We start from the raw sequence: 24,640 nt of genomic DNA, 5'->3' as shown, positions 1-24,640 counted from the left end.
GGACTACTTTTGGATAATGTCTTCCGTCACAACCGTATGTTTCGGAATAACCACAGGATGTTCTGGCGTTCCTTCAACTTTCACACCACTTTCAATAATTACATGCTTATCCACAATCGCATAGGCCACTTTAGCTTCGCTTCTAATTTCACTATCGGTAAAGACCATCGTTTTTTCGACTGAGGCATTTTTTTCAATTTTTGAACGACGTGAAATTAAAGAATCTGATACACGACCCTCGATAACACAGCCTGAGCTCAGTTGACTATTTGTGACATTGCTGTCTCGTGAAAAGTAAGTCGGCACTTCATTGTTGATTTTCGTCCGCACTGGATGATTACCATAGAGCAAAGCCGTAAAATTACTTGGCTCAAGCATCAACATATTAGCATCATAGTAAGACTTGATACTCTTTATATTGCTCATATAACCTGTGTATTCATAAGTATTAATGTCAAATTCTGCTAAATATTTACGTAAAAGGCGTGAACTGGAGGCATATTCCCCTTCTTCTTGCATTCTTTGTAAAAAGTCAATCAGCCATTCTGTATCGACAATAAACATATTTAAACTGAGCGCTTCTTTGTCCTGCACATCCGTAAGTTGGGAGAGAAAACTACTTGAGGCTTTATTATGTTCGTCAAAGCGAATAATGGTATCTGAAGCTTCTGCTACATCTGGTGCAACCTTCTTATAGACTGCGGTGATTGGCTTTTCAGAAGTTTTGTGAATTTTTAAAACAGCTGTTAGGTCAACATTACAGATAAATTTACTGTCCAGCAAAACGGTATAAGCTGCTTTTGCTTTCCGTAAAAAATTAATCTGTTGATTGAAATAAGGCAAACCTTGTTCTTTAAGACGTTGAAAATCTTGCTGAATATAGACAAAATAGCGATTCTTAAAACTATCAAGGCCCCATTCGCTTCCTGCACCCATATGATCAAAAATGGACTGTGTTTCTCCTTGATTAGCTGTCATAAATATGGAACTCACATGGGCATTTGCTAAAGATGATAAAGGAAAATCAATTAAGCGGTATTTACATTCAAAGGGTAATGTCGCAATCGGACGTTGATCAATCAGAGGAGAGAGCTCTTCATTGCGTGTGACATTCGACAAGATTGCACAAATTTTATTTTCAGTCTTCATTTTCTTCCCCTCTTACTTCTCCGTGTCCAATAACAGCGATGTCACCCGGTTTTCCCATAATTTCAACCTTGTCGCCAATTTTGGCCTTCTCACCAAGAATGGCATATTTGATGGTTACGTTTTTTCCGATATGTGCACCAGACATAACGAAACTTTTTTCGATTGTACTTCCTTCTTGTACATGAACATTCTGAGATAAGATCGAATCAGTCACTTCTCCATCCACGTAACAGCCATCGCCAATCAAGGCAGCTTTCACATTGGCATTTCTCGTTAAATACTGCGGTGCAGAGATGTCATTACGAGAATAGATACGCCATTCCTTATCTTTAATATCCAATTCATTTCCTAAGTCCAGGAATTCCATGCTGGATTCATGAAGACTATCAATCGTACCCACATCTTTCCAATAGCCCTTGAAACGGTAAGCAAAGACATTTTCACCAGAATCAATATATGCCGGAATAACATTACCGCCAAAATCCTCCATATCCACGCCTTTAGCATAACCTGTCACCAAGACATCTCGAAGTCGTTTCCAGTTAAAAATATAAATCCCCATCGATGCAAGATTAGACTTAGGCTCAGCCGGTTTTTCTTCAAACTCAATAATACGGTCATTATCGTCTGTATTCATAATACCGAAGCGACTCGCTTCCTCAATAGGTACTTCCATGACTGAAACCGTCAAACTCGCATCATTTTCCTTGTGGCTCGCTAACATCGCTTCGTAATCCATCTTATAGATGTGATCCCCGGACAAGACTAAGATATACTCCGGATCTTTTTTGTCAATGTAAGCCATATTTTGATAGATAGCATGTGCTGTACCTTCAAAATACTTACTTCCTTCAGTTGAAGAGTAAGGTTGCAAAATAGTTACATCACTGTTTACCCCGTTTAAGCCCCAAGGCGCACCATTTCCAATATGTTCATTGAGCACTAAAGGCTCATACTGTGTAATAACTCCGACATTTTTAACATTTGAATTCACACAGTTAGATAGGGCGAAATCGATAATTCTGTATCGTCCGCCAAACGGTACTGCCGGTTTTGCGACATCCTTTGTCAACTTACCGAGACGTGTACCTTGCCCACCGGCAAGTATTAGAGCAAGCATTTCTATTCCCATAATAGACCTCCACTTTATATGTAGCATTAGAAATTTTTAATTAACTTAATGTAATTTTATATAATTAAAATATAAAAGTCAAATGTTTTTAATGTAAAACTCATTTTACTGCTATTATTACATTGAAAAAACGTGCGCACCATTAATAGAGCTTATTCTAGGGCCTTGATTTCACCCAAAGGATTGAATTCCACTCTAACTTTTAACTTTTCTTTTGTTTGTATAAGTATTAAAAATAAACTTTTTCTCATTTTACCTCAACTAGGAGAAAAGTTATTTTACAAACATTTCATCTCGTTATGAATTATAAAATTCTGAAAATTCGCAACAAAAAAATTTGACACTTCTACTTCACTAGAAACGCTTTTATAGCTTGGTGTTTTCACATACTTTTATTATAGTATTTTACTGTAAAATTTGCTAATATTAATATTAAATATCGAAAAAAGACACAGAAGCGTAAATTTTCTGTGTCTTTTATTTTATTTTTTAATTAAATTAGTCAACATACCGTTGATAAACTTACTTGATTTTTCATCACTGAAATCTTTAGCCAGTTCGATCGACTCATCAATAGCAACCAAATCCGGAGTTTCAGTAAAGAGGATTTCATAAGCACCTAAACGAAGTAAAGCTTGCTCCACTGTGGTTAAGCGCGAGAAAGTCCAACCTTTTGCTAAATGCTCAGATAAGGCAGCATCAAGAACATTTTGTTTTTCTAAGATGCCATCGACCAATTCGGAAAAATAAGCTGGTGCTTCTACGGGTTCATCTGTATTGTTATCATAATTCAAAGCAAAAGTTTTAGCTTGGACTAAGATATCTTTAGAAGCTGTGGCAAATTTTGGCTCGGTCATCGCCAAAATTTCAGCAACTTCATTTTGAACAGTTAAAGGCTTGAATAATTCAACTGTAATCTTTTCACGAACACTTGCATGAACATCAGAGAAAACTCGGTTGAAAACTTCTAATTTTTGCTCTGGTGTTTCTGATCTAAAGCTTGCACGCAAGAAATCACGAACACGAACCGCAATATTTTCTTCTTCAAGCTCAATATTGAAAAGGCGTACCAAGTTCAGATTCATAAAGACATCTTTGTACAAATCAATAGCTTCTTGATCCGTCATACGTTTCGTATAACCACCAAAATCACGAATAAAACTCAAAGCTTTGTAAACAGCAGTTTTTTCACGGTTTGGAATATCTAAAATTTCATAAATCTTATCAATTTCTTTTAAGGGTTTTGTGAAAAAGCGTGGAAAATCACGTACTGTGATACGTTCATCTTTATAGGCAACATCAAAACGAATCGGTTTTGCCAATTCACGATTAATCTTTTCGACATTATTTTTAAACTCTGTCAAAACTGTTTCTGACATTGTTTTTCTGATTTCGTATTCAAAAAGAGTTTGCACAGTGCGCTGACGAATGCTATGTTGCGTTAGCTTGTTAGGCATCAAAGAAACCCTCATCAAACAAATCGTCAAAGCTTGGTTTTGGTAATTTTTCAGGAACGATACCTACTACGTGGATGTTCACATCATCAATTACGATTTCTGTTGCTTGTTCAACTGCTTCTTTCACTTCTTTTTGAATATTCATGGCTACTTGTGGTACGTTAATACCAAAAGCCAAGTAAACATAGATATTGACAACAACTTTGTCGTCTTTACTTTCGATATAAACACCACGGCCTTCTGATTTTTTGCCGAGGCTATCTGAAAAATGCTTGTTGCGTAATGCATAAACACCTTCGATTTTTGCAGTTGTGATACCGATAATTACTTCAAGAACTTCCGGTGCAATAACGATTTCACCAAGTTCTTCAGTATGAACAGTTGTATCTGCCATATTTATCTCCTCTATCTTTTCTTTTGTTTCTCCGTGGAGCAAGGCTTTTATAACTCCTCAACTTGTGTGAGGGCTAGCCAAAACGGCTTATGCACGTTTAAGGTATTCACCTGTTTGTGTATTGATTTCAAGTTTTGTTCCTGCTTCAACAAAGTCAGGGACATTGACAACTAAGCCTGTTTCCATTGTTGCTGGTTTACCTGACCCTGTTACTGTTGCACCTTTGATAGAAGGTTGAGTTTCAGCGACTTCAAGTACGACAGTCGTTGGCAATTGAAGCCCGATTACTTCTGTACCGTAAAATTGGATTTTTACGTCTGTATTTTCAAGAACATAGAGTAATTCTTCTTTAACTTGTTCAACAGGAATTTCATATTGATCATATGTTTCGTTGTTCATGAAGAAAGCTGTATCGTCCATTTGGTAAAGATATTGTGCAGCTACTGTATCAATCACAGCTTGTTCAAATTTGTCTTCTGGACGGTATGTATCGTCAAATGTAGAGCCTGAACGCACATCACGCAATTTCATACGCATGATTGTGTTACCTTTACCTGGTTTGTGGTGACTTGCTTCCATAACACGGAGGAGTTTGTCTCCGTTCAAAAATGTCATTCCGGCTTTGAGGTCTTTTGCTGCTACCATAATTATATATATCTCCTAGTGAATATTCTATTTACCGCCCAAAGAGGCAGCTTTTAACAATTCATTTTAGCACAAATTCACCCTTTTTTCAAATGTCTGTTTGTTTCCTTCAGACAAAGTTTAGAGCAAATGAAGCTCTTGAAGCAAGAATTCAAATTAAAGAACGAGAAGTTCTTTCGGCGATTGGGTCAGTACCTGACAGCCCTTCTCAGTAATAAGCAAATCGTCTTCTATCCGTACACCACCAAAGTCAGGAATATAGATTCCTGGTTCATCCGTAACGACCATATTGGACTTGAGTGCTCCTTTTGCTTTAGCACCAAAGTAAGGAATTTCATGTACATCTAAGCCTAAACCATGACCAATCCCATGTGTAAAGTGTTCTCCGTATGAGGCTGCTTCAATGACATCGCGTGGCACTTTGTCAAAGTCAGCAAGAGACATGCCTTCTTTTGCTTCTGCGATCAGAGCTTCATTTGCTTGACGTACTGTCTGATAGATTTCACGCATCTTCGGACTTGCTTCGCCAACAAAGACTGTTCTTGTCATGTCACTTGCATAATGATTGTAATAACAGCCAAAATCAATGGTTACAGGGTCCCCAAACTCAATCATTTTATGGGTTGCTACTCCATGTGGCAAACTGCTGCGTTTTCCTGAAGCAACGATTGTGTCAAAAGAGATGCCACTTGCGCCCATTTCTCGCATTTTAAAGTCAAGAAAATTAGCGACTTCTATTTCTGTTCTGCCTGGCTCGATATATCTCAATACAGCTTCAAAGGCCTTATCAGCAATTTGACAAGCTTTCTTGATTGTGGCGATTTCATCGACCTCTTTGATTTGGCGCAGCTGAGCTACAAAATTTGTCGTAGGAACAAGTTTCGCTTTCTTTAATTTTTCCGCTAATACACGATAAAATGCAAAATCAACTGTATCTTCAAAACCAACAGTTTGAAGGTCTTCAGAAAGGGCAGCAATTTCAGATAAGGCATCACGTGTCTGGATGATTTCAAACCCCGTAATCAATTGGCGTGCAATTCCAATATAACGATCATCCGTCATAAAGTAGGAATGTTCTGCTGTCATGAAAATCGTTCCAGCTGTACCCGAAAAACCCGTCAAATAGTAGATATTTTTCATATCAGTAAGGATTAAGCCATCTAAATTTTCTCGTGCTATTTTTTCTTTTAAGTTACTGATTCTCATTGATTTCTCCTTTTTAATTGGGATGTTTTCTTCTATTATAACAAAGTCTGAACTATAATATTGAATCTTTATCTAAAGAAAAAAGAACTCCTAAAAGCAGAAGTTCTTTCCCTTATTCTGATTCCGCCAACAAATTTTTGGCATCCGTAAGTGTCTCAATAAAACGGTCTGCTTGTTCTTGATTAATACCGAAATAGTTATCCTTAACCGCCCAAACAGTGGCTCCAGCCGCCTTACCAGCCATAATACCATAATGCGAATCTTCAATAATCAGGGTTTCTGAAGGTTCTACACCAAGCTTTTCCATAGCAGCCAGATAAATAGCTGGATTAGGTTTAGACTGCTCAAACTCATCCTGCCCTGACAAGAAAAACTCAAAATACTGGCGTAAATCATGCGTATCCAAGACTTCAGCAATCTCATGACGACGAGAGCTTGAAGCTACGGCCATTTTATACCCCTTTTCTGAAAAGGTCTTCAAGGCGTCCGTAACACCAGGTAAAAGTAGCTCCTTATAAGGAATCGGAAATTGTGCATCGTAATCTAAGAAATCTTGGTGCACTTGCGCTGCACGCGCCTCTGTAAACTCATCACGTAATACTTTTGGCCACATGTCTTTCAAAACACTACCGACAAAATCTTTTGGTGTTAAATGGCTAGCATCAATACCACTTTCAACGAAAAAGTTATCTAAAACCTTAGAGTGAAAACGTTCTGAATCTACCAAAACACCGTCCATATCAAATACAATTGCTTTAAATTTCATAGCTTTATTATAGCATAAGTAAGCGGTTATTTTTTTATATTGAGATGTAATATATGAGGTATTGCTTATCTTGTTTTTTATTTAGATATACTGGAATCACTTAGATTACTGCGCACCATCACTCCTCAGCCTTCCCATCAGAACCAAGTACTTGAATTTTTTGTTTCACAAGTTCTTTGACTGCTTGTTTAGCTGCGGAGTTGTATTTTTTCGGATCTACGACTTTTTCATCTTCGGAGATGTAGGATTTGATAGCATTTGTGAAAACAGCGCGGAGTTCAGTGGCATAGTTAACCTTAGCAATGCCCATAGCAACAGCTTTTGAAACATCTTCGTCAGGGATTCCTGACGTGCCGTGAAGGACCAATGGTACATCACCCGTTTTCGCTTTGACAGCCTCTAAGATATCATATTGTAACTTTGGCTCTGCTTTGTAAAAGCCATGTGAGTTGCCGATGCCAATAGCTAAAAAGTCAACATTTGTAGCTTTGACAAATTTTTCAGCTTCTTCTGGATCGGTAAAAGCTACCGTCTCTGCATTATTGCCATCTTCTTTGCCACCAACAATACCTAGTTCAGCTTCTACTGGAATACCCATCGAATGTGCCATCTTGACCACTTCTTCGGTTATTGCGACATTTTCTTCAAATGTTTTTTTCGAAGCGTCAATCATTACCGAAGTATAACCTGTACGTAAGCAACGTGCTACACGCTCAAAATCATCCCCATGATCAAGATGCATCACTACAGGCACTGAGACCTTGTCTGCTGCTGCTTTAACCATATGGTAGAACATTTCTGGGGGGGTCGTATTGAGCGTACCCGAAGTTGTTTGGACAATGACGGGGGCATTCATCTCTTGCGCTGCTTCTACGATTGCTTCCGCCATTTCCATATTTTCTGCATTAAAAGCACCAATGGCATAGCCATTTTTAAATGCCTTTTCTATCATTTCTTTACTTTTTACAAGTACCATTTTTTCTCCTCTTCGCGTCTTTGTTTTATAGTTTTTCTACTTTGAGTTGGTCAAACAAAGCTTGATAATTTGTCCGATTAATATGACCTGTCTTCGCCTCCTGCGCATTGAGCATGCCACATACATTAGCACCTTTCAAGGTATTCTCAACCGTTTCATTCTGGCTTATCCCATAAACAAGTCCTGCAACAGTCGCATCACCGGATCCGACAGGATTTACTACAACTATTTGGGGGATTTGCACACGATAAAAGTCATTGGAAACTTTAGCAAACGCGCCTTCTTTTCCAAGAGAAACCACAATCCACTCAATACCGTTAAAAAGCCTATCCTGTAAACTTTCTTTGATATTTTCTAAGGTGACTTCCTTCCCTAACAAATCCGTCAACTCTTCCAAGTTGGGTTTGATTACACTTGGCTTATGTGGGTTTTTAAGCACTGCTTCAAGTGAGCGCCCCGAACAATCCAAAACAACTGTTTTCTCCTGCTTGTTGGCAATTGCGATAAGGTCAGAATAGAAAGTTTCCTGTAAGCCATCAGGCAGAGAACCTGAAATGGCAATTGCTTCAACTTCAGCTAACATTGCTTTAAAATTGTCAATAAACTCTTCTGCTTCTTCCCTTAAAATCCGTGGTCCTTTTTCTAAAATCTCGGTCTGTTGTCCTTCGTGTAAAATTGCAATACAGTTGCGTGTCTTTCCAGAAATCTTAGTAAATCGACTATCAATACCTTCACTTTTTAAGTTCTCGACAATCTCCGCACCTAAGATATCGTCAGCAAATCCTGTCGCCCAGACATCTGCACCTAGTTCTTTCAGCACACGTGATACATTAAGCCCTTTACCACCAGCCGTTTTACCAAACTGTGCCACACGATTGACCGTATTTAAGTGAAAGGCTTCCAATGGATAAGAAATATCGATAGCAGGATTGAGTGTGACTGTTAAAATACTCATGGTTTACTGCTCTCCTATTTTTCCAGAGGATGGATAATCACACCTTTTACGACACGGTTCACTGTGCCTGATGCTGAAGGTGTATCAGGCGTGTTTTTCACCAAAATTGAAGCATTCAAGGCAATGACATGAGCAAATGCAAATGCTGGGAAGACAAGATAGGCTTCTTTAAGCTCTGGCGCTTCCTTATACGTAAAACCTTCAGTAAGATTTTGTCCGATGACGACTGTTCGCTGAGCAATTGCATCACCGGCAACCTCTTTGTGGAGATCCAAATCATATTGACGTGTATAAACGTTATTGGCAGCAAAGACGAAAACGACAGTATTTTCATTAATGAAAGATTTAGGTCCATGACGGAAGCCCATCGAGCTGTCAAACATGGTTGCTATTTTTCCTGCCGTTAATTCCAAAACCTTGAGTTGAGCTTCACGTACAAAACCTGAAAGTGTACTTGAGCCCACGTAAACCATACGGTCTGTATCGTCATTTAGAAAACTTACAATTTCCGTTTCTCGCTGAAAAACATCTGCAGCTAAATCCGCGGCAATGCTGACCTGCTTTTCTTTATCCGAAAGTTCTTCTGTTGAAAAAATAAGCGTTGATAAAAGCGTCATTGAACTGCATGATCCCGTCATCGCAAAACCTTTATCGTTAGACTCATCTGGCAAGATACAAGTCAACGCATTTTCCATCGTGAGGGCTTGCTGAGCGAGCTTGCCTTCTTTAGCGCAAGTAATTACCAACTGATAACTGTCTTGGACTAGCTCTTCTACAATATTGACTGCTGCAACAGATTCAGGGGAGTTTCCGCTACGTGCAAATGAAACCAACAAGGTCGGTGTATTCTGCTCCAACGTAGCTTGTGGGGCTGCTACGATATCCGTTGTTCCGATTGATTCAAAACGGAAATGTTCCGTATCTCCCAGCTCAATTAAACTTTTAAGTACGGTGTCACCCACATACTGCGAGCTACCTGCCCCAGTGAAAATTACTCGGATAAAGCCATGTTTTTCGAAAAGTTTTGCTAAGAAAGCATCAATCTCTGTTTTTCTTTCTGCGTATTCTGCGAAAACCTTGCGCCATAAGTCTGGCTGCCCTAAAGTTTCTTTAACGGTGATAGCCGCACCTAGTTCTTTGAGTCGTTCTTCTGGTAATTGAAGCATATTATTCCCTCGATTTCTATTTTTCTTTAAGCTTATGGTATCTATTATAAGGTGATAACCATAGGAAAATTTTCCAAATGGCACTTTACCAAAACGGAAATTTTTCCTGATTTCAAGGGAATGTTTCAATGCTCCATAGGATTATTGCGTCACATCATGAAAAGCCAAGAAGTTCCAGTACTTCAGTTAAATGCTCAACATGTCTGTCTGCCTGACTCTGGTCACTATCAAATCGTTGATCTCTAATCGCCCAAACGGTTGCTCCCGCTGCTTTTCCCGCTGCAATACCATTGGGTGAATCTTCAATGACAAGCACATCAGATGCTCTGGCATTCAACTGCTTCATGGCAGACAAATAAACGGCAGGATGGGGCTTAGACGCTGGAAAATCTTCGCCAGATGAAATAACCTCAAAATATTTACGAAGATTATGTGTATCAAGAACTTCTGCAATTTCATCGTGTGACGAACTTGTGGCTAAACCAATCTTTAGTTTTGTTTCAGACAAGCGTTGCAGGACAACTTTCACATCAGGAAACAGCATTTCCTCGATGGGAAAATGGCTACTCTTTTTATAGGTGAAGAACTCTTTTTGTAACCTTGCCGCATCTTTCTTATCAAAATCTTCTCCCAAAATGAACGGCCACAAGTCTCTCAGAGGGCGACCTAAAAGCTCACGCCGATTTAGATGTGCTATCGGAATGCCCTTTTTATCGAAAAAGGCATCAAATACTTGGGCATAATGATACTCCGTATCGATTAAAACACCGTCCATATCAAAGATAATCGTATTAAAGCTCATCTTATACTCCTGCATATACAAGGCTTTCTGAAGCTTCCTCACTATTTTCAACTAGTTTTTGGTTAATGATTGACACAATCTCCGCTTGGCTGTTCGCTGCTTTTAGCTGATCTATCACCGCAGGTATCATGAGCATTTTCGCAACAGAAGAGAGCAATTGTAGGTGTGCCGTTCCTTTTTGATGTTCGGGTATAAAAAGTCCAATGATAAAGGTAATTGGTTGACCATCTAAGCTATCCCAAGCAATGCCTTTCTCATTTTTTACAATAATCAAACTGGCTTTATTAATATTTGACGATTTAGCATGTGGTATGGCAAAGCCGTCCATCATTCCTGTAGTTCCTTCGAGTTCACGTGCCACTAACTTTTCCTTGATTTCTTCCTTGTCTGTAGCGATTCCTCGTTGGATTGTTTTTTCTGCTAAAAAGTCGAACATCTCATCTCGTGTATTGAATGTCTGCTGGAGAAAGACATCATTTTCAGAAAGGAATGCAGAGGGAGCTAGAATTTCTTCAGTGGCTAATTCTTTATTTTCACGTTTTTCCTTCTCCCAGCGTCGTTTTTGATAGAGGCCAAGTAAAATTCCACCTACTGCCGAACCAATCAAAATTGATAAAACCCATTGGAAAGCACCTGTGACAACAGGTAAAACCAGAAATCCTCCATGTGGCGCAGGAACCTTTACTCCGAAAAGATAAGTTAAAATTGAAGCTATTGAAGAACCCACCATAAAAATAGGCAAAATAATCAAGGGATTTTTGGCTGCAAAAGGAATGGCGCCCTCAGTGATATGTGTGGAACCTAAGATGAGGTTCACAATCCCTGCATTACGTTCTTCAGTATTGTAATATTTTCTAAATACAAGCGTTGCAACACTTGTAATCAATGGCGGCGCAATACAAGCAGCTGACACACCTGCCATAAAGGAGTAATTCCCTTGAGCTAAGAGCGCTGTACCTGTAACATAGGCAGCTTTATTGACCGGACCTCCCATATCAAAGGCACACATTGAACCAACAATAAGTCCTAAAACAATCGGGTTACTGTTTTCAAATCCAGCCAAGAAATTCATCATAGCTTGATTGATGGCTTCCATAGGAGCTGCCAGCAAATACATAGCTATTCCGACAATTGCGACTCCTAGAACCGGTAAAATAAAGACAGCTTTTAATCCATCAAGAGATTTGGGCATCTTACGCAAGAGTTTTTGAAGGAAAAGAATTAAGTAACCCGCTAAGAAGCCTGATAGAATTCCTCCTAAGAAACCTGCGCCACCTGCATTTGCTACGATACCACCAATCAAACCTGCGACAAGCGCGGGACGCTTAGCAATGCTTTCAGCAATGTAAGCTGACAATATTGGCACCATCATTCCCATAGCTTGCCCGCCAATATCCTTGATCATCGCTGCTGTGGCATTATATGTAGCATGATCTGGTTCTGCAGAATGGATCCCCCAAACCGCAAAAGAAATTGCAATCAAAACACCACCAGCAACAACGAAAGGCAGCATATGCGAGACACCGTTCATAAGGTTTTTGTAGATGCTGTGTCCGATTTTAGATACATCTGGTGCTGTTGAGGTATTTTCCGAAGTGGCTGTGCCATCTTTGATTTTTCCTTTGCCAGCTAGGGCATCCTTAATCAAGTGGTCTGCCTCTTTAATCCCTGCTGAAACAGAAACTTCAATGACCCGTTTACCGGCAAAACGCTCAGCATGGACATCTTTATCGGCTGCAATAATTACAGCTTCTGCATGACGAATGTCCTCGTTTGTCAATTCATTTTCTACACCAATCTGTCCATGTGTTTCCACCTTGATTGATACACCTGCTTTTTTTGCCGCCGCTTCTAAAGCTTCCTGTGCCATAAACGTGTGTGCTATCCCTGTTGGACAACCTGTCGCAGCAATTATTTTATAGTTTCCCATAAATCCTCCTTATAGTTTATTCATAATTTCAGTAACAGTAATTTGTTTCATCAGCTGTGGAACATCGGAAAAATCAGTCAAGCCCTTTTGAAACGCTGTAGAAGAGCCAGCTGCAATTGCTAATTGCAAATTTTTTCCGATAGCTTCATTTTTGATTATTCCGGCTAAAAAAGTTCCAAGCAAGCTATCACCTGCACAAGCTGTGTTGACAACTTCTCCTTGTGGAGCATTTAAAGCTAAGATTTGGTCCGAATTGATAAACAAAGCACCTTTTTCCCCCAAGGAAATCAAAACATTTTGCGCACCTTGCTCTACCAATTTTTTACCGTAATAGATCACATCTTCTGGCGTTTTTAGCTCCACATTAAACCAGTGCGCCAGTTCCTCATCATTGGGTTTAAGTAAGAAAGGTTTGTAAGACAAAGTCTCCAGTACTTCTGCATAGCTGGTATCAATAATGAGCCTCACCTTGTTTTCTTGACAGATCGCTGCAATCTCTTTTAAGAGTATGGGTGGAACTCCTTCAGAAAAACTGCCAGATAAACAAAGGTAGTCCCCCGCTCTGAGTTGGTGTACTTGCTTTAAAAACATTTCTACTTGTTCAGATGTAACTTTTGGCCCTTTATTGACTAGCTTATACTCCAGATTTTCTTTTTTTACATGTGTAAAGACATTGATTCTGGTTATACCGTCAACTTCGATAAAGTCTGTGTAAATGCCTTCATTTCGGAGCGTATCATCGATGAAATTTCCGGTAAACCCAGCCTTAAAACCAAGTGCTGTACTTGTCACTCCGAGTTGCTGCAAAATTAAAGAAACATTGACACCTTTTCCATTGGCTTGAACATCATACTCTTCTGTACGATTCACTATTTTAGGAGACATCTCCTGGGTGTCAATAAACAGATCAATTGCTAAATTTAGTGTAGCTGTGTAGATCATTGAACACCTCACTTTCTTTTTATCATAGTATTATCATAGCGTATTATTTATGTACCCGCTTACAAATTTTGGATATTTCTGAAAAACGTTACACTTCTATTTTTAATTTTGCTATACTTAGAATAATTAATCTTAGAAAACGGGAGGTTTACTTTGAGTACTAAACTAAGCGACTCTGAGCAATATTTATGGAATTATATTGAGCGTAATATTATAGAAATCCCTAACTATTCCATCGCCGAATTAAGTGTTGAAGCTGCTGTTTCAACAGCAACAATTGTGCGTACACTAAAGAAAAAAGGGTATTCTGGCTATGCCGACTTCAAGTATAAACTCAAAGAGCGAAGAAAGTTGCATGAAGATTTTTCGCAGTTTGATAAAGAAGATGAAGGTATTCGTCTCGTCATTACCAAAAATGAGCAAGAAGTCATGCGCACCATCTCAATGATTAACATCCAGAAACTTGAAGAAGCAATTCGAATTATCACTGCTTCAAGACGGCTCATTTTATTTGCCCGTGGTTTTTCAGAAATGGTTGCCCAAGAGATGATGATCAAGTTTCAGCTTACAGAAAAATACTGTGAACTCTTTACAGACCCTGAAATCATTAAAATCATGAGTAAAAAATTATTCCCCGAAGACGCTGTCCTTTTCATATCTTTAAATGGCGAAACTCCAGAATTGGTAAATGCTGCACAAAATTGTCAGCAACACAATATTGCAACACTTCTCCTTACGACAGCGGGTGAATCCACGCTGACCTCCCTATCTGATGTTGCTCTAGTTGGTTTTAAATCAGATGGCTCCTTCTTCCCAGACTATGAAGTACGCTCACGACTTCCTCTGACTATTCTTTCACGAATTTTACTTGACTCTTATGCTTTAAGAAAAAAAGAAATATAAAAAAAGTAAGTGTCTTTGTCCCACACTTACTTTTTTATATTTACGGCCAGATTGAAGGCCAGATACCTATTCCTGAGCCAAGGATACCAAGGCAGAGGAGTAAAAGGATACAACGGATAGGTGTCCATTTGTGCTTCTGCATGAGATAGAACAAAAGTAAAGTTAATCCTAACGGCAACATCGATGGCAAGATACCATCTAAGATGGATTGAATATTAATTTCAGCTTCACCATTTGGAATGACAATGTTTACTGAAGTAGCTCCCATAGCTGAAGTCAATGCTCCCACTACGAAAATACCAAGGATAGAAGCTGCGCGTGTAAATTCTTTTGCATTAGCAGTCATGATGCTGATAGCATCTGTTCCTTTTCGGTAAGACCAATGCATCAGGAAGTAACGCAAGCCGAACTGTACAGCATTGAAAATAAAGAGGAAGATGAACGGTGCTGCGATATTTCCAGCAATCGCCATATTAGCTGTTATCCCTGCCGTAATTGGTACAAGCGTGAACCAGAAGAGTGCATCACCAATCCCTCCAAGTGGTCCCATCGCTGCAACACGAACGGCACGTATCGTCTGAATATCTGTTTTATTTTGCTCAAGTGAAAGCACGATCCCCATTACAAAGTTTACCAAAAATGGGTGTGTGTTGAAAAACTCTAAATTGTGCGCCATTGAAGCTGAAAGGTCTTTTTTGTCCGTGTGGATTTTTTCCAAACCGGGCAAGATCGAGTAGAGCCATCCACCGGCTTGCATCCGTTCATAGTTAAAAGATGCTTGGAGGTAAACGGAGCGCCAAACCATTTTGTTGAGTGTTTTTTTATCAAGTTGTGGTGCTGGCGTTTGGTTAGAATAATTATCAGGAATATTAAATACCATCTTCATAATCTCCTTCACTAGCTGGTGCTGCTGCCGCAGCTGCTTTGAGTTTTGTATTCATTTGGAAATCCCAGTAGGCGAATGCAAAACCAATTACGGCGAGTAAAAGTAATGCTGGACCTTTGAGCGCTTCAATACCGGTAACAATAACAGCAAGCACGAAGCCTAGGAAGTAGAAGCCCCAAAGTTCTTTTGAAACCATAACTTTAATCAAGATTGCAAAACCGACATAACGCATCATGTTTCCGGATGCACCGAGTCCACTCATAAGCCAGGCTGGAATAGCATTTACTACTGTATCTCCAAAGGCTTTCCCTCCAATAAAGAAGAGCGTTACGACAATACCAAAGATTGTTCCGAGTGCACACATCGCTAGCCAGTTAATTTTCGCGATTCCGGCTGGGTTTGCTTCTTCTGCATATTTATCCGCGACACCCATTACCGGAGCCATAACTGTGAAGATCAAGGTTACACCATATTGACCTAGCAATGAGAATGGGATAGCAGTGGCAACGGCTGCGGCGGGCTGGAGACCCAGAGTGATAGCCAAGACTGTTGCCATAATACCACCGATAACCGCATTTGGTGGTTGAGCCCCACCAACCGGCATATTACCAATAGTCATCAGTTGATAAGTACCACCAACAATCAAACCGGTTTGAACATCACCGAGAATAAGGCCGATAACCAAACCGGTGACAATAGGCTGGTACAAAGATTGAAGTAAACTAAATTGGTCAATGGCAACGACAAAAGTCACTGCAAAGATCAAAATAATCTGAAAAATGGAAGCATCCATAAGTTTTCTCCTTATATTTTTTTGTTGGATTTTAACCAAAAAATTGAGATCCTATAATATCAAAACGAGAAAAATAAATTCACTTGACAATAAATACTCTATTTTCTTGCAAAATCCTCTTGTTACCAAAATTAGAAATGTATCACGAGTATCATTTGAAGAGCTTATCCAATGGCTCTATTGCTGTCGTTGGCACGCGCTGTATCTCAAGCTCAACACCAAGTTCTTTCAGTTTCTTAAATGCTGCCACATCATCGTCATCCACGGCAATAACAGTTGCAACTTGACGTTTTCCTTCTGACATGTGCATATTACCGATATTCACTTTTTTAATGGGTACACCACCTTCAACAAGACGTAACACATCTTGAGGATTTTCACAGATAATGAAAATCAATTGGCGATCAGCAGCTTTACTAATAATGTCAATCGTTTTTTGGAGACTAAAGTAGCGTGTCGCAACTCCAGTCGGTGCAGCCATATCCATCAGTGCTTGACGCTGTGGATTGCTTGCCACATCATCATTTGCAACAAGCAAAAGGTTGGAGCCGACAAAGCTGTTCCACTGTGTGGCAACTTGACCGTGAATCAAGCGATTATCAATACGAGTAAGTAAAATATTTGGCATAATAATGACCTTTCTTAATAGAGAATAGGAACCTGTTTGTTCGTATTCAAATTTTATTTAATACCCTAGAAACTAGGAAAATGAATGTTTTACAATATCTGCGTGATGGCATAACGTGAAACTCTAATCACCAACTTATCCGCAAGCTTTATGCGACAGAACTCTTCGTCTAAATCAGTAATAACTCCTGTCAAGCCGCCACTAAACATGACCTCACTTCCTACGGCAAGATTCTGATGCAACTCGGCGATAACTTTCTTACGCTTGCTAAACTGCAGACCACTAACAATGCTATAAAAAGCACCGCCTAGAAGAATAAAACCAATAAAGACAAGTGAACTGTTGATAATAAATTGTGCCGTCATTTAAATGCCATCGCTTTCTTCAACTTCTAGCATTTTTTTGCCGAGCGCTAAGTCAAGAGTGACACCATCTTTAGCTGTAGAAACAGACAAATCAAGTATCAAATCACCCTCTGTTCCCATCATTCCTTGAGAAACAAACTCAATCAGCATCGGAAGATTCGTACCCGTAAAAATATGCACGTTCTCACTATCTCCTTTAGCTATCATTGCTTTATTAAAAGGTGTCCCTCCAAGTAGATCCGTAAAAATGGCTACTTCTTCACCATTTTTACAAAAATTATTTAAAGCCTCTTGATACTCTTCAAGGTTTGTTGCTTCATCAAAAGTAAGTGTGATTAAGTCTGCCTGTGGTCCGGTAATTAATTCAACCGCGCTCTTCATACCTTCTGCAAAATGCGCATGCCCAGAAATTAAAGCTTTCATCATTTCTCCTTGTCTTCTCAATTTAGTTTTATTATAAGCTATGAATTATAGGAAATTTTTCCAAATAAGTCCTATATTTTTGGTAAATTTTCCTGAATTAACCGCTTACAACTATGTTTTGTCTTTATATACTTTCGCGTTTTAAGACGACATGACCTGTTCACCATTGACGTAGACTTCTGAAAGTTCCATATTGGACTTTAAAACGATAAAGTCAGCATTATAGTTTTCTTTAATTTGACCACAGCGGTCATCAATATTAACAGACTTGGCAGCAGTTAAGGTCGCCATTATAAGAGCTTCCTCCGCTGTTGCAATTCCCCAATCTACTACGTTTTTAACCGCATCCTTTAACATGAGGATAGAGCCAGCCAAACTATTTCCTTCTTTAAGATGAGCAGCGCCTCCTTCAACACGTACAGGAAATTCTCCCAACATGTAATCTCCATCGGGCATTCCTGCAGCACGCATCGCATCGGTAATCAGGACCGTGTGCGCTGCACCCTTACTTTGAATTAATATTTTAGCCGCTGTCGGATGAACATGATGTCCGTCACAGATAAGCTCGGCATATGTATTCGGAAGGCTCAGTGCCGCACCAACCATTCCGGGTTCCCGATGGTTAAAGGGACTCATGCCATTAAATGTATGGACAAAGACAGTAGCACCTGCTTCTACTGCTGCTGTTGCTTGAGCTAAAGTAGCGTTAGAGTGTCCCAAAGCAACCGTGATTCCTCGATTTGTTAAAGCTCGGATAAATTCGATACTTCCTTCTCTTTCAGGTGCAACGGCTATTTTTCGAATCATACCATGCGCTGCTTGGTTCCAATTTTCAAATTCTTCCACATTTGGATCTGTCATATAAGCGGGATTTTGCGCACCTTTATGTTGAGTAGTAAAGTATGGTCCTTCAAAGAAAAGACCTTGTATTTTGGCCCCTGTAACTGCTGGTTTATAATTTCCAACTACTTCGCAGACTTCTCTGAGGCGCTCATGTTCCCCTGTTAATGGTGTAGCTATCCAAGAAGTTACACCCCCTCTAAGTAAACCCTGACTTATCTTATCAAGCAACTCTGACTCTCCGTCCATCACATCTGCGCCATCGAAACCATGTATATGTGTATCCACCAATCCTGGCGCAATCCAGTATCCTGTATAATCTTTGACCTCAGCATCTTCAGGAACTTCTTGCATGTGTTTGCCAAATTTACCCGCTTTAATTTCTAAATAGCCACCACTGAGCGTTTGATAAGGATAAAAAAATTTATCTGCTTTAATATAGTAAGTCATGCCTTACCTCCATTTATCTTTTTTCTTAGTATAAATCAGAAATAAGGGGAAAATTTTCCAAAAAGTCCCTTATATAAGTGGAAAATTTTCCCAAAAAAAGCAGAGATTTTATCTTCTCTGCTTGTCTTATTTAATCTTCACGAATAGGTGCTAAATTTTTGTAAAGGGCAAAAGCATCCAACAAGATACGATTCACAACTTGTAAACATAGGCGACTCCCCACGTCTAAACCAAAATTAATCGTTTTTTGAGTTGATTTGTAAGCATGGATGTAAACATCAGCTTGACTTCCAATGGCACTCGGCATTGCTCCCACAAGGGCAATAATCTTTGCTCCCCGATTCTTCGCTTTATGAAGTGCTTGTACAATCTCAGGTGTTTCGCCACTCAAAGAAAAGGCAACGATGAGATAATCACGGTTGGCTTTACTTGCAAAATACTGCATATAATCAAAATCATCGTGAATAACACAAAGTTTTCCAAAAAGTTGCAGCTTATCCATCATTTCCCGTGCAACATTAGCACTCAGCCCGGCACAAAAAATCATAATTTTGCTATGATGATCAATCAACTTAATAGCAGCTTCAATATCATCCGCTGAAAGTTGATTAATCGTCCGTGTAATTTCTATTTCATTTTTACGGATCGCCTGATTAACCTCTTTTGAAAAGCCATTTTTGCGACGCTCGTTTTTGGTATTACGAATAGTTTGTTTAAAGTCAGAATAACCATCGTAGCCCATTTTTTTTAAGGTTCTATTAACTGTGGAAACACTGACATGTGATTCTGTTGCCAATATCGAGATAGATAGATTAGGAATCCGATTTAAATTATCTTGAATATGATTCCAACAATACGACTCTGCTTCACTTAAGGTTTTCAATTGTCACTCCTTTAACTTCAAAATTTGTATTTTCGAGCATTGCAAGTCAATATTTTTCATAATTTTCAAAAAGATACTCTAAATCATCAATTGTCTTCAAAAGCTCCTGACCGATATTGGTATCTTTAACACAGGTTCTTTCCTCTACTCGATCAACCAATCGCTTGACACTTACAATATCGCTGCCGTCTTCGACAGCTGCTTTTATCGTTTTAAAAGGCTCGTGAGCTGCCAACTGCATACCATAGCTGTTATAAAGCAAAGTGTATCCCGCAATTCCAGTTTCTTTTTGGTAAGGCTTAGAAAAACCGCCATCAATTACAATCAGTTTACCACCAGCTTTGATTGGTTCTTCACCTTTCTTTTCTTTAATCGGTGTATGTCCATTGATGACATGCCCTTTTTCATCCATCCCAAAATTTTTCAAGATACGACTAATCGTCTCTGGCTCTTCTCTTAGACGATAGTAAGGATTTTTCTTTTCCACATGTGTTGCTTTATCCGCAATATAATAACGCTCAAAAGTGGTCATCGCTTCTTTACCAAAAAGTGAAGAAGATTCTCCCACCCACAGATACCAGAGTAAGTCTGTAGATAAATCTTCTTTCACATCAGGATGCGCCAAACTCTTTCTCACATGATCTTCAAAAAGATCGAGCAATTCGCGCCCAGAATAAGCTTCTCCTTCAAGTCTGAAACACTTGAAGTCCCCGTTTTCATGAAGTGGCAGGCAACCATGAATCAATAAATTGCCATTGTAGGAAAGATACATTGAACCTTTTTCTAAAAGAAAATCAATATGTTTTTTGAGTTTTTGGGAAGCCTGAAAATTTTTCAGCAGTTTTTTCAGTAAGATTTCTTCCTCGTCTGTTAACTGCTCTGGTTGAACTGGATCAACCGTGGGTGCCTGAAATTCCTGTAAATCGTACTGTTTGCCTTTGAGCGTGATACATTCTTCATCATAATTAATAAAACGCAAGATATCCCGCTCTTCCAGATGAAAATCTGGGCGTCGTGCAATTAATTGACTTTCTAACTTGAACTGTAAGATTGCCGTAGCTTGTTGGAGTTTATTGAGCAAGTCACACTCCTCCTGTGACAGATATTCTCCTTCCGTCAAACGAGGGGCAAAGGCTGGACTGGGCTCATAATACCGCTCCGCGTATTCAATCAGCGGACGTAAGTTAATCCCATATGAATCTTCAAGAATATCCAAGTTCCCATAACGCGAGCTAATCCGAATAACATTCATCATCGCAAGCGGTGAACCTGCGATGGCTGCCATCCAGATAATATCATGGTTGCCCCATTGAACATCAACCGAAGGCATACTGATCAGGCGATCGATAATTTTATCCGGAAAAGGGCCACGATCATAAATATCGCCCACCACATGTAAATGGTCAACGGTCAAACGTCTCACACTATCCGCAAGTGCAATAATTAAGTTCGGAAGTTCACCCAGATGTTGAAGTTTTTCAATAATGGAGTCAAAATAAGCACGTTTTTCTGAACTCGACTCAACCTCATGTTTTAATTCCTCCAGAATATAGCGGAATTTTTCTGGAAAAGCTTTACGTACTTTCGACCGTGTATATTTTTTCCCTGCAAATCGAGCGAGTTTCAATAAGGAAATCAGGTTCTCACGGCAATAATATGCAAATGCATCTTGCGAAAGCTGACTTTCTTTGGAAACCAGCTTTTCTTCTGGGTAATAAATTAAAGTTGCAAGCTCTGAAATCTCGGTAGGATCTAAGTCAGGAAAGCATTCGCGGAGCTTTTCTTTAATCGAACCTGAGCCATTACGCAAGACATGATTAAAAGCATCGTATTCCCCATGTATGTCACTCACAAAATGTTCTGTACCTTTAGGAAGTTCACAAATTGCGCTGAGGTTTATGATTTCGGTTAAGACTGCTTCTTTGGATACAAACTGTTCTTTTAGCAGCTTATAGTACTTTTCATCCATGATCTGTTTTCTCCTCTAATTCTTGCTTCTTGATAAAAGCAACATGCCTACATTATAGTATTTTTAACATTTATAGTAAAGCGCTTTCTTCTAAATGTGTTTTTTCCATACAAAAAAGAGCAAAGATCAGACTTTACTCTTTTTTAATCAGACAATTATAATTTTTGTTTTAAATATTGTCCGGTGTAAGATTGCTCAACCTCAGCAACTTCTTCTGGTGTGCCTGTAGCTAGGATTGTTCCGCCGCCAGCACCGCCTTCTGGTCCGAGATCAATAATATAGTCAGCGGTCTTGATCACATCAAGATTATGTTCAATAACCACGATGGTATTGCCTTGATCCACAAGGCGATCCAAAACTTTAATTAATGTGGCGATATCTTCGCTGTGCAAGCCTGTTGTGGGCTCATCCAAGATATAAAAGCTCTTGCCTGTACTGCGTTTTTGCAATTCGGAAGCAAGCTTCATCCTTTGGGCTTCACCACCAGATAAGGTTGTAGCTGGTTGTCCCAAAGTAACATAGCCTAAGCCGACATCAACGATAGTTTGCAATTTTCTCTCGATTTTGGGAATATGACGGAAGAATTCTAAAGCATCCGACACGCGCATATCAAGAATTTCCGAAATATTTTTTCCTTTGTAATGTACTTCCAAAGTCTCTGAGTTATAGCGTTTGCCATGACAGATTTCACATGGGACATACACATCTGGAAGAAAATGCATTTCAATCTTGATAATCCCGTCACCCGAACAAGCTTCACAACGTCCGCCTTTCACGTTAAATGAAAAACGTCCTTTTTTGTAGCCACGTATTTTGGCTTCATTGGTTTCAGCAAAGAGTCCACGGATATCATCAAATACAGAGGTATAGGTTGCTGGATTTGACCGTGGTGTACGTCCAATCGGCGATTGGTCAATATCAATCAAACGTTCAATTTCTTCATAACCGGTAACTTTTTTATGTTTACCTGGTTTTTCTGAATTATGATTGAGTTTTTGCGCCAAGGTTTTCTTCAGAATCGAATTAACCAAGGTTGATTTACCCGACCCTGAAACACCAGTTACAGCTGTCATAATCCCTAAAGGAAATTGGGCGTCGATATTTTGTAAATTGTTTTCTGAAGCCCCAGTGACCTTCACCATACGTTTTTTATCGATTTTACGGCGTTTGGCAGGTACAGGGATGGAACGTTTTCCTGATAAATATTGTCCTGTCAAAGATTTTTTATTTTTCGCTACTTGTTTCGGCGTACCAGCAGCAATGATTTCACCACCTAAATCTCCAGCGCCTGGTCCGACATCAATCAGCCAATCTGCTGCTTTCATCGTATCTTCATCGTGCTCAACCACGATAAGTGTATTTCCTAAATCACGCATTTTTTGGAGGGATTCAATCAAGCGGTCATTGTCTCTTTGATGTAGACCAATTGATGGCTCATCAAGGATATAAAGGACACCTGAAAGGTTAGAACCAATCTGGGTTGCTAAACGAATACGTTGCGATTCTCCGCCTGATAAAGTACCTGAAGCCCGTGAAAGTGTCAGATAATCTAGACCCACATTTTTTAAGAAAGATAAGCGATCTTTGATTTCCTTTACAATAGGTTGCGCAATCATTTCATCGTTTGTAGATAAAGTAAGAGTAGCTAAAAACTCTAACTCGTCACCGATAGCTAAGTTAGAAAGTTCTCCGATATGTTTCCCATCAACCTTAACCGAAAGGGCTTGATCGTTCAAACGATAGCCATGACAAGTCGTACATGTTAACTCCGTCATGTAACCACGAAGGTATTCACGTGTGTAATCACTTGAGGTTTCGCGGAATCGACGGTTGATATTATTGATTATACCAGGGAAAACCATGTCTTTATCAGACACATTTCCAAAATCACCGACATAGTAAAAATGAAATTTACGCTCACCAGAACCATTAAGAATAATATCTTTGTGTTCTTCCGGCAAGTCAGCCCACGGTGTATCCATATCAATTCCAAAATCACGGCTAGCACATTCCAACATGGTTGGATAGTAATTTGAAGAGATAGGATTCCAGGCAGCAACAGCACCTTCACGTAAGGTCTTACTGTCGTCAGGAATAACCAAGTCAGGATCGACTTCATTTTTCATCCCTAGACCATCACAGTCTGGACAAGAGCCAAAAGGCGCATTAAATGAAAAGAGACGTGGTTCTAACTCGGGAACTGTAAAACCACAGACAGGACAGGCATAAAACTCACTGAAAAGGAGTTCCTCCCCATCCATCTTGTCCACAATAACATAGCCTTCAGCAATACGAAGTGCTGCTTCAACAGAGTCAAACAAACGTGAACGAATACCTTCTTTTACAACGATACGGTCAATAACGACTTCGATATTGTGCTTTTTATTTTTATCAAGCTCTGGTGCTTCTGTCACATCGTAAACTTCACCATCAGCGCGGACACGCACATAGCCCTCTTTTTGCACACGCTCAAAAACTTTAACGTGCTGTCCTTTTTTACCACGCACAATTGGTGCCAAAATCTGTAGGCGTGTTTTTTCAGGCAATTCGAGGATTTGGTCCACAATTTCTTCAACCGATTGTGCTGAAATTTCTCCGTGTCCATTGATACAGAAAGGTTTTCCGACACGCGCAAAAAGTAAACGGAGGTAATCGTTAATCTCCGTTACTGTTCCAACAGTAGAGCGTGGATTTTTGCTAGTTGTTTTCTGGTCAATAGAGATAGCTGGCGACAATCCGTCAATACTGTCCACATCTGGTTTATCCATATTACCTAAAAACTGACGGGCATAAGCAGATAATGATTCGACATAACGTCGTTGTCCTTCAGCATATAAAGTCTCAAAAGCCAGAGAAGATTTCCCTGAACCCGAAACACCTGTAACAACGACCAACTTATCACGTGGAATGGTAACATCTATATTTTTTAAATTGTGCTCTCGAGCACCATGTATAACAATTTTATCTTGGGGCATACTCT

Annotated in this window: 23 protein-coding genes; 1 reads left to right on the top strand and 22 read right to left on the bottom strand. The window is 39.5% G+C overall.

Going from position 1 to position 24,640, the window contains the following annotated elements:
* Positions 1–3: 3 nt before the first annotated feature.
* The 13 genes from glgD to pfkB all read right to left on the bottom strand — a co-directional run bounded on the left by glgD (position 4) and on the right by pfkB (position 13,520).
* Complete coding sequence (glgD, locus tag BZZ03_RS09840) at positions 4–1,149, bottom strand: glucose-1-phosphate adenylyltransferase subunit GlgD (protein WP_086583174.1); 1,146 nt, start codon at positions 1,147–1,149, stop codon at positions 4–6.
* The gene (locus BZZ03_RS09835; RefSeq protein ID WP_086583173.1) at positions 1,139–2,281 is read right to left on the bottom strand and encodes a glucose-1-phosphate adenylyltransferase; all 1,143 of its coding nucleotides are present in this window, start codon (positions 2,279–2,281) and stop codon (positions 1,139–1,141) included. Before BZZ03_RS09835 ends, glgD begins: the two co-directional genes overlap by 11 nt.
* A 482-nt stretch (positions 2,282–2,763) precedes the next feature.
* Complete coding sequence (nusB, locus tag BZZ03_RS09830; RefSeq protein ID WP_086583172.1) at positions 2,764–3,738, bottom strand: transcription antitermination factor NusB; 975 nt, start codon at positions 3,736–3,738, stop codon at positions 2,764–2,766.
* Complete coding sequence (locus BZZ03_RS09825) at positions 3,731–4,132, bottom strand: Asp23/Gls24 family envelope stress response protein (protein ID WP_086583171.1); 402 nt, start codon at positions 4,130–4,132, stop codon at positions 3,731–3,733. The genes nusB and BZZ03_RS09825 overlap by 8 nt, the downstream gene beginning before the upstream one ends.
* Positions 4,133–4,219: 87 nt before the next feature.
* Complete coding sequence (gene efp, locus BZZ03_RS09820) at positions 4,220–4,777, bottom strand: elongation factor P (protein ID WP_003132984.1); 558 nt, start codon at positions 4,775–4,777, stop codon at positions 4,220–4,222.
* Between the two features lie 156 nt (positions 4,778–4,933).
* A complete protein-coding gene (locus BZZ03_RS09815; protein WP_086583170.1) occupies positions 4,934–5,983 on the bottom strand; it encodes a M24 family metallopeptidase in 1,050 nt (349 codons plus the stop codon).
* 112 nt (positions 5,984–6,095) lie between these two features.
* Complete coding sequence (locus BZZ03_RS09810) at positions 6,096–6,749, bottom strand: HAD family hydrolase (RefSeq protein ID WP_086583169.1); 654 nt, start codon at positions 6,747–6,749, stop codon at positions 6,096–6,098.
* A 118-nt stretch (positions 6,750–6,867) separates the two neighbouring features.
* Positions 6,868–7,725, bottom strand: coding sequence for a class II fructose-1,6-bisphosphate aldolase (gene fba / locus BZZ03_RS09805; protein ID WP_086583168.1), 858 nt, complete (start codon positions 7,723–7,725; stop codon positions 6,868–6,870).
* Positions 7,726–7,750: 25 nt separating this feature from the next.
* Entirely contained in the window at positions 7,751–8,680 is a 930-nt protein-coding gene (lacC, locus tag BZZ03_RS09800) for a tagatose-6-phosphate kinase (protein ID WP_086583167.1), read from the bottom strand.
* A gap of 14 nt (positions 8,681–8,694) precedes the next feature.
* Complete coding sequence (locus BZZ03_RS09795; RefSeq protein WP_086583166.1) at positions 8,695–9,846, bottom strand: SIS domain-containing protein; 1,152 nt, start codon at positions 9,844–9,846, stop codon at positions 8,695–8,697.
* Positions 9,847–10,000: 154 nt separating this feature from the next.
* Positions 10,001–10,648: an HAD family hydrolase gene (locus BZZ03_RS09790; RefSeq protein WP_086583165.1), complete on the bottom strand. Its 648-nt coding sequence runs from the start codon at positions 10,646–10,648 to the stop codon at positions 10,001–10,003.
* A 1-nt stretch (position 10,649) separates the two neighbouring features.
* Positions 10,650–12,578: a fructose-specific PTS transporter subunit EIIC gene (locus BZZ03_RS09785; protein ID WP_086583164.1), complete on the bottom strand. Its 1,929-nt coding sequence runs from the start codon at positions 12,576–12,578 to the stop codon at positions 10,650–10,652.
* A gap of 9 nt (positions 12,579–12,587) precedes the next feature.
* On the bottom strand, positions 12,588–13,520 hold the full coding sequence (gene pfkB / locus BZZ03_RS09780) for a 1-phosphofructokinase (protein WP_086583163.1): 933 nt from the start codon (positions 13,518–13,520) through the stop codon (positions 12,588–12,590).
* Between the two features lie 153 nt (positions 13,521–13,673).
* Here pfkB and BZZ03_RS09775 point away from each other — a divergent pair, with 153 nt between their 5' ends.
* Complete coding sequence (locus tag BZZ03_RS09775) at positions 13,674–14,423, top strand: MurR/RpiR family transcriptional regulator (RefSeq protein WP_086583162.1); 750 nt, start codon at positions 13,674–13,676, stop codon at positions 14,421–14,423.
* A gap of 40 nt (positions 14,424–14,463) precedes the next feature.
* Here the strand turns inward: BZZ03_RS09775 and BZZ03_RS09770 are convergent, their stop codons facing one another.
* The 9 genes from BZZ03_RS09770 to uvrA all read right to left on the bottom strand — a co-directional run bounded on the left by BZZ03_RS09770 (position 14,464) and on the right by uvrA (position 24,635).
* Complete coding sequence (locus BZZ03_RS09770) at positions 14,464–15,303, bottom strand: PTS system mannose/fructose/sorbose family transporter subunit IID (RefSeq protein WP_014025198.1); 840 nt, start codon at positions 15,301–15,303, stop codon at positions 14,464–14,466.
* Positions 15,293–16,102 carry a PTS mannose/fructose/sorbose/N-acetylgalactosamine transporter subunit IIC gene (locus BZZ03_RS09765; RefSeq protein WP_019294305.1) on the bottom strand — a complete coding sequence of 270 codons (810 nt, stop codon included), beginning with the start codon at positions 16,100–16,102 and terminating at the stop codon, positions 15,293–15,295. Before BZZ03_RS09765 ends, BZZ03_RS09770 begins: the two co-directional genes overlap by 11 nt.
* 151 nt (positions 16,103–16,253) lie before the next feature.
* Positions 16,254–16,730 (bottom strand): PTS N-acetylgalactosamine transporter subunit IIB, encoded by a 477-nt coding sequence (agaV, locus tag BZZ03_RS09760; RefSeq protein ID WP_003132995.1) that lies wholly within the window; start codon positions 16,728–16,730, stop codon positions 16,254–16,256.
* Between the two features lie 89 nt (positions 16,731–16,819).
* Complete coding sequence (gene yajC, locus BZZ03_RS09755; protein ID WP_061415105.1) at positions 16,820–17,095, bottom strand: preprotein translocase subunit YajC; 276 nt, start codon at positions 17,093–17,095, stop codon at positions 16,820–16,822.
* Entirely contained in the window at positions 17,096–17,518 is a 423-nt protein-coding gene (locus BZZ03_RS09750; protein ID WP_086583161.1) for a PTS sugar transporter subunit IIA, read from the bottom strand. It lies immediately after the preceding gene.
* A 141-nt stretch (positions 17,519–17,659) separates the two neighbouring features.
* Positions 17,660–18,808, bottom strand: coding sequence for an N-acetylglucosamine-6-phosphate deacetylase (nagA, locus tag BZZ03_RS09745; protein WP_086583160.1), 1,149 nt, complete (start codon positions 18,806–18,808; stop codon positions 17,660–17,662).
* Positions 18,809–18,938: 130 nt separating this feature from the next.
* Entirely contained in the window at positions 18,939–19,691 is a 753-nt protein-coding gene (locus BZZ03_RS09740) for a MurR/RpiR family transcriptional regulator (protein ID WP_019291601.1), read from the bottom strand.
* Between the two features lie 46 nt (positions 19,692–19,737).
* Positions 19,738–21,660 carry a fructose-1,6-bisphosphatase gene (locus BZZ03_RS09735; protein ID WP_086583159.1) on the bottom strand — a complete coding sequence of 641 codons (1,923 nt, stop codon included), beginning with the start codon at positions 21,658–21,660 and terminating at the stop codon, positions 19,738–19,740.
* Positions 21,661–21,815: 155 nt separating this feature from the next.
* Positions 21,816–24,635 (bottom strand): excinuclease ABC subunit UvrA, encoded by a 2,820-nt coding sequence (uvrA, locus tag BZZ03_RS09730; RefSeq protein WP_019291602.1) that lies wholly within the window; start codon positions 24,633–24,635, stop codon positions 21,816–21,818.
* Between the last annotated feature and the right edge of the window lie 5 nt (positions 24,636–24,640).

Source organism: Lactococcus petauri, from assembly GCF_002154895.1.
Taxonomy (GTDB): Bacteria; Bacillota; Bacilli; order Lactobacillales; family Streptococcaceae; genus Lactococcus; species Lactococcus petauri.
Note: the sequence above shows the minus strand (reverse complement) of the source record. Positions and strands in the feature narration are given on the sequence as shown.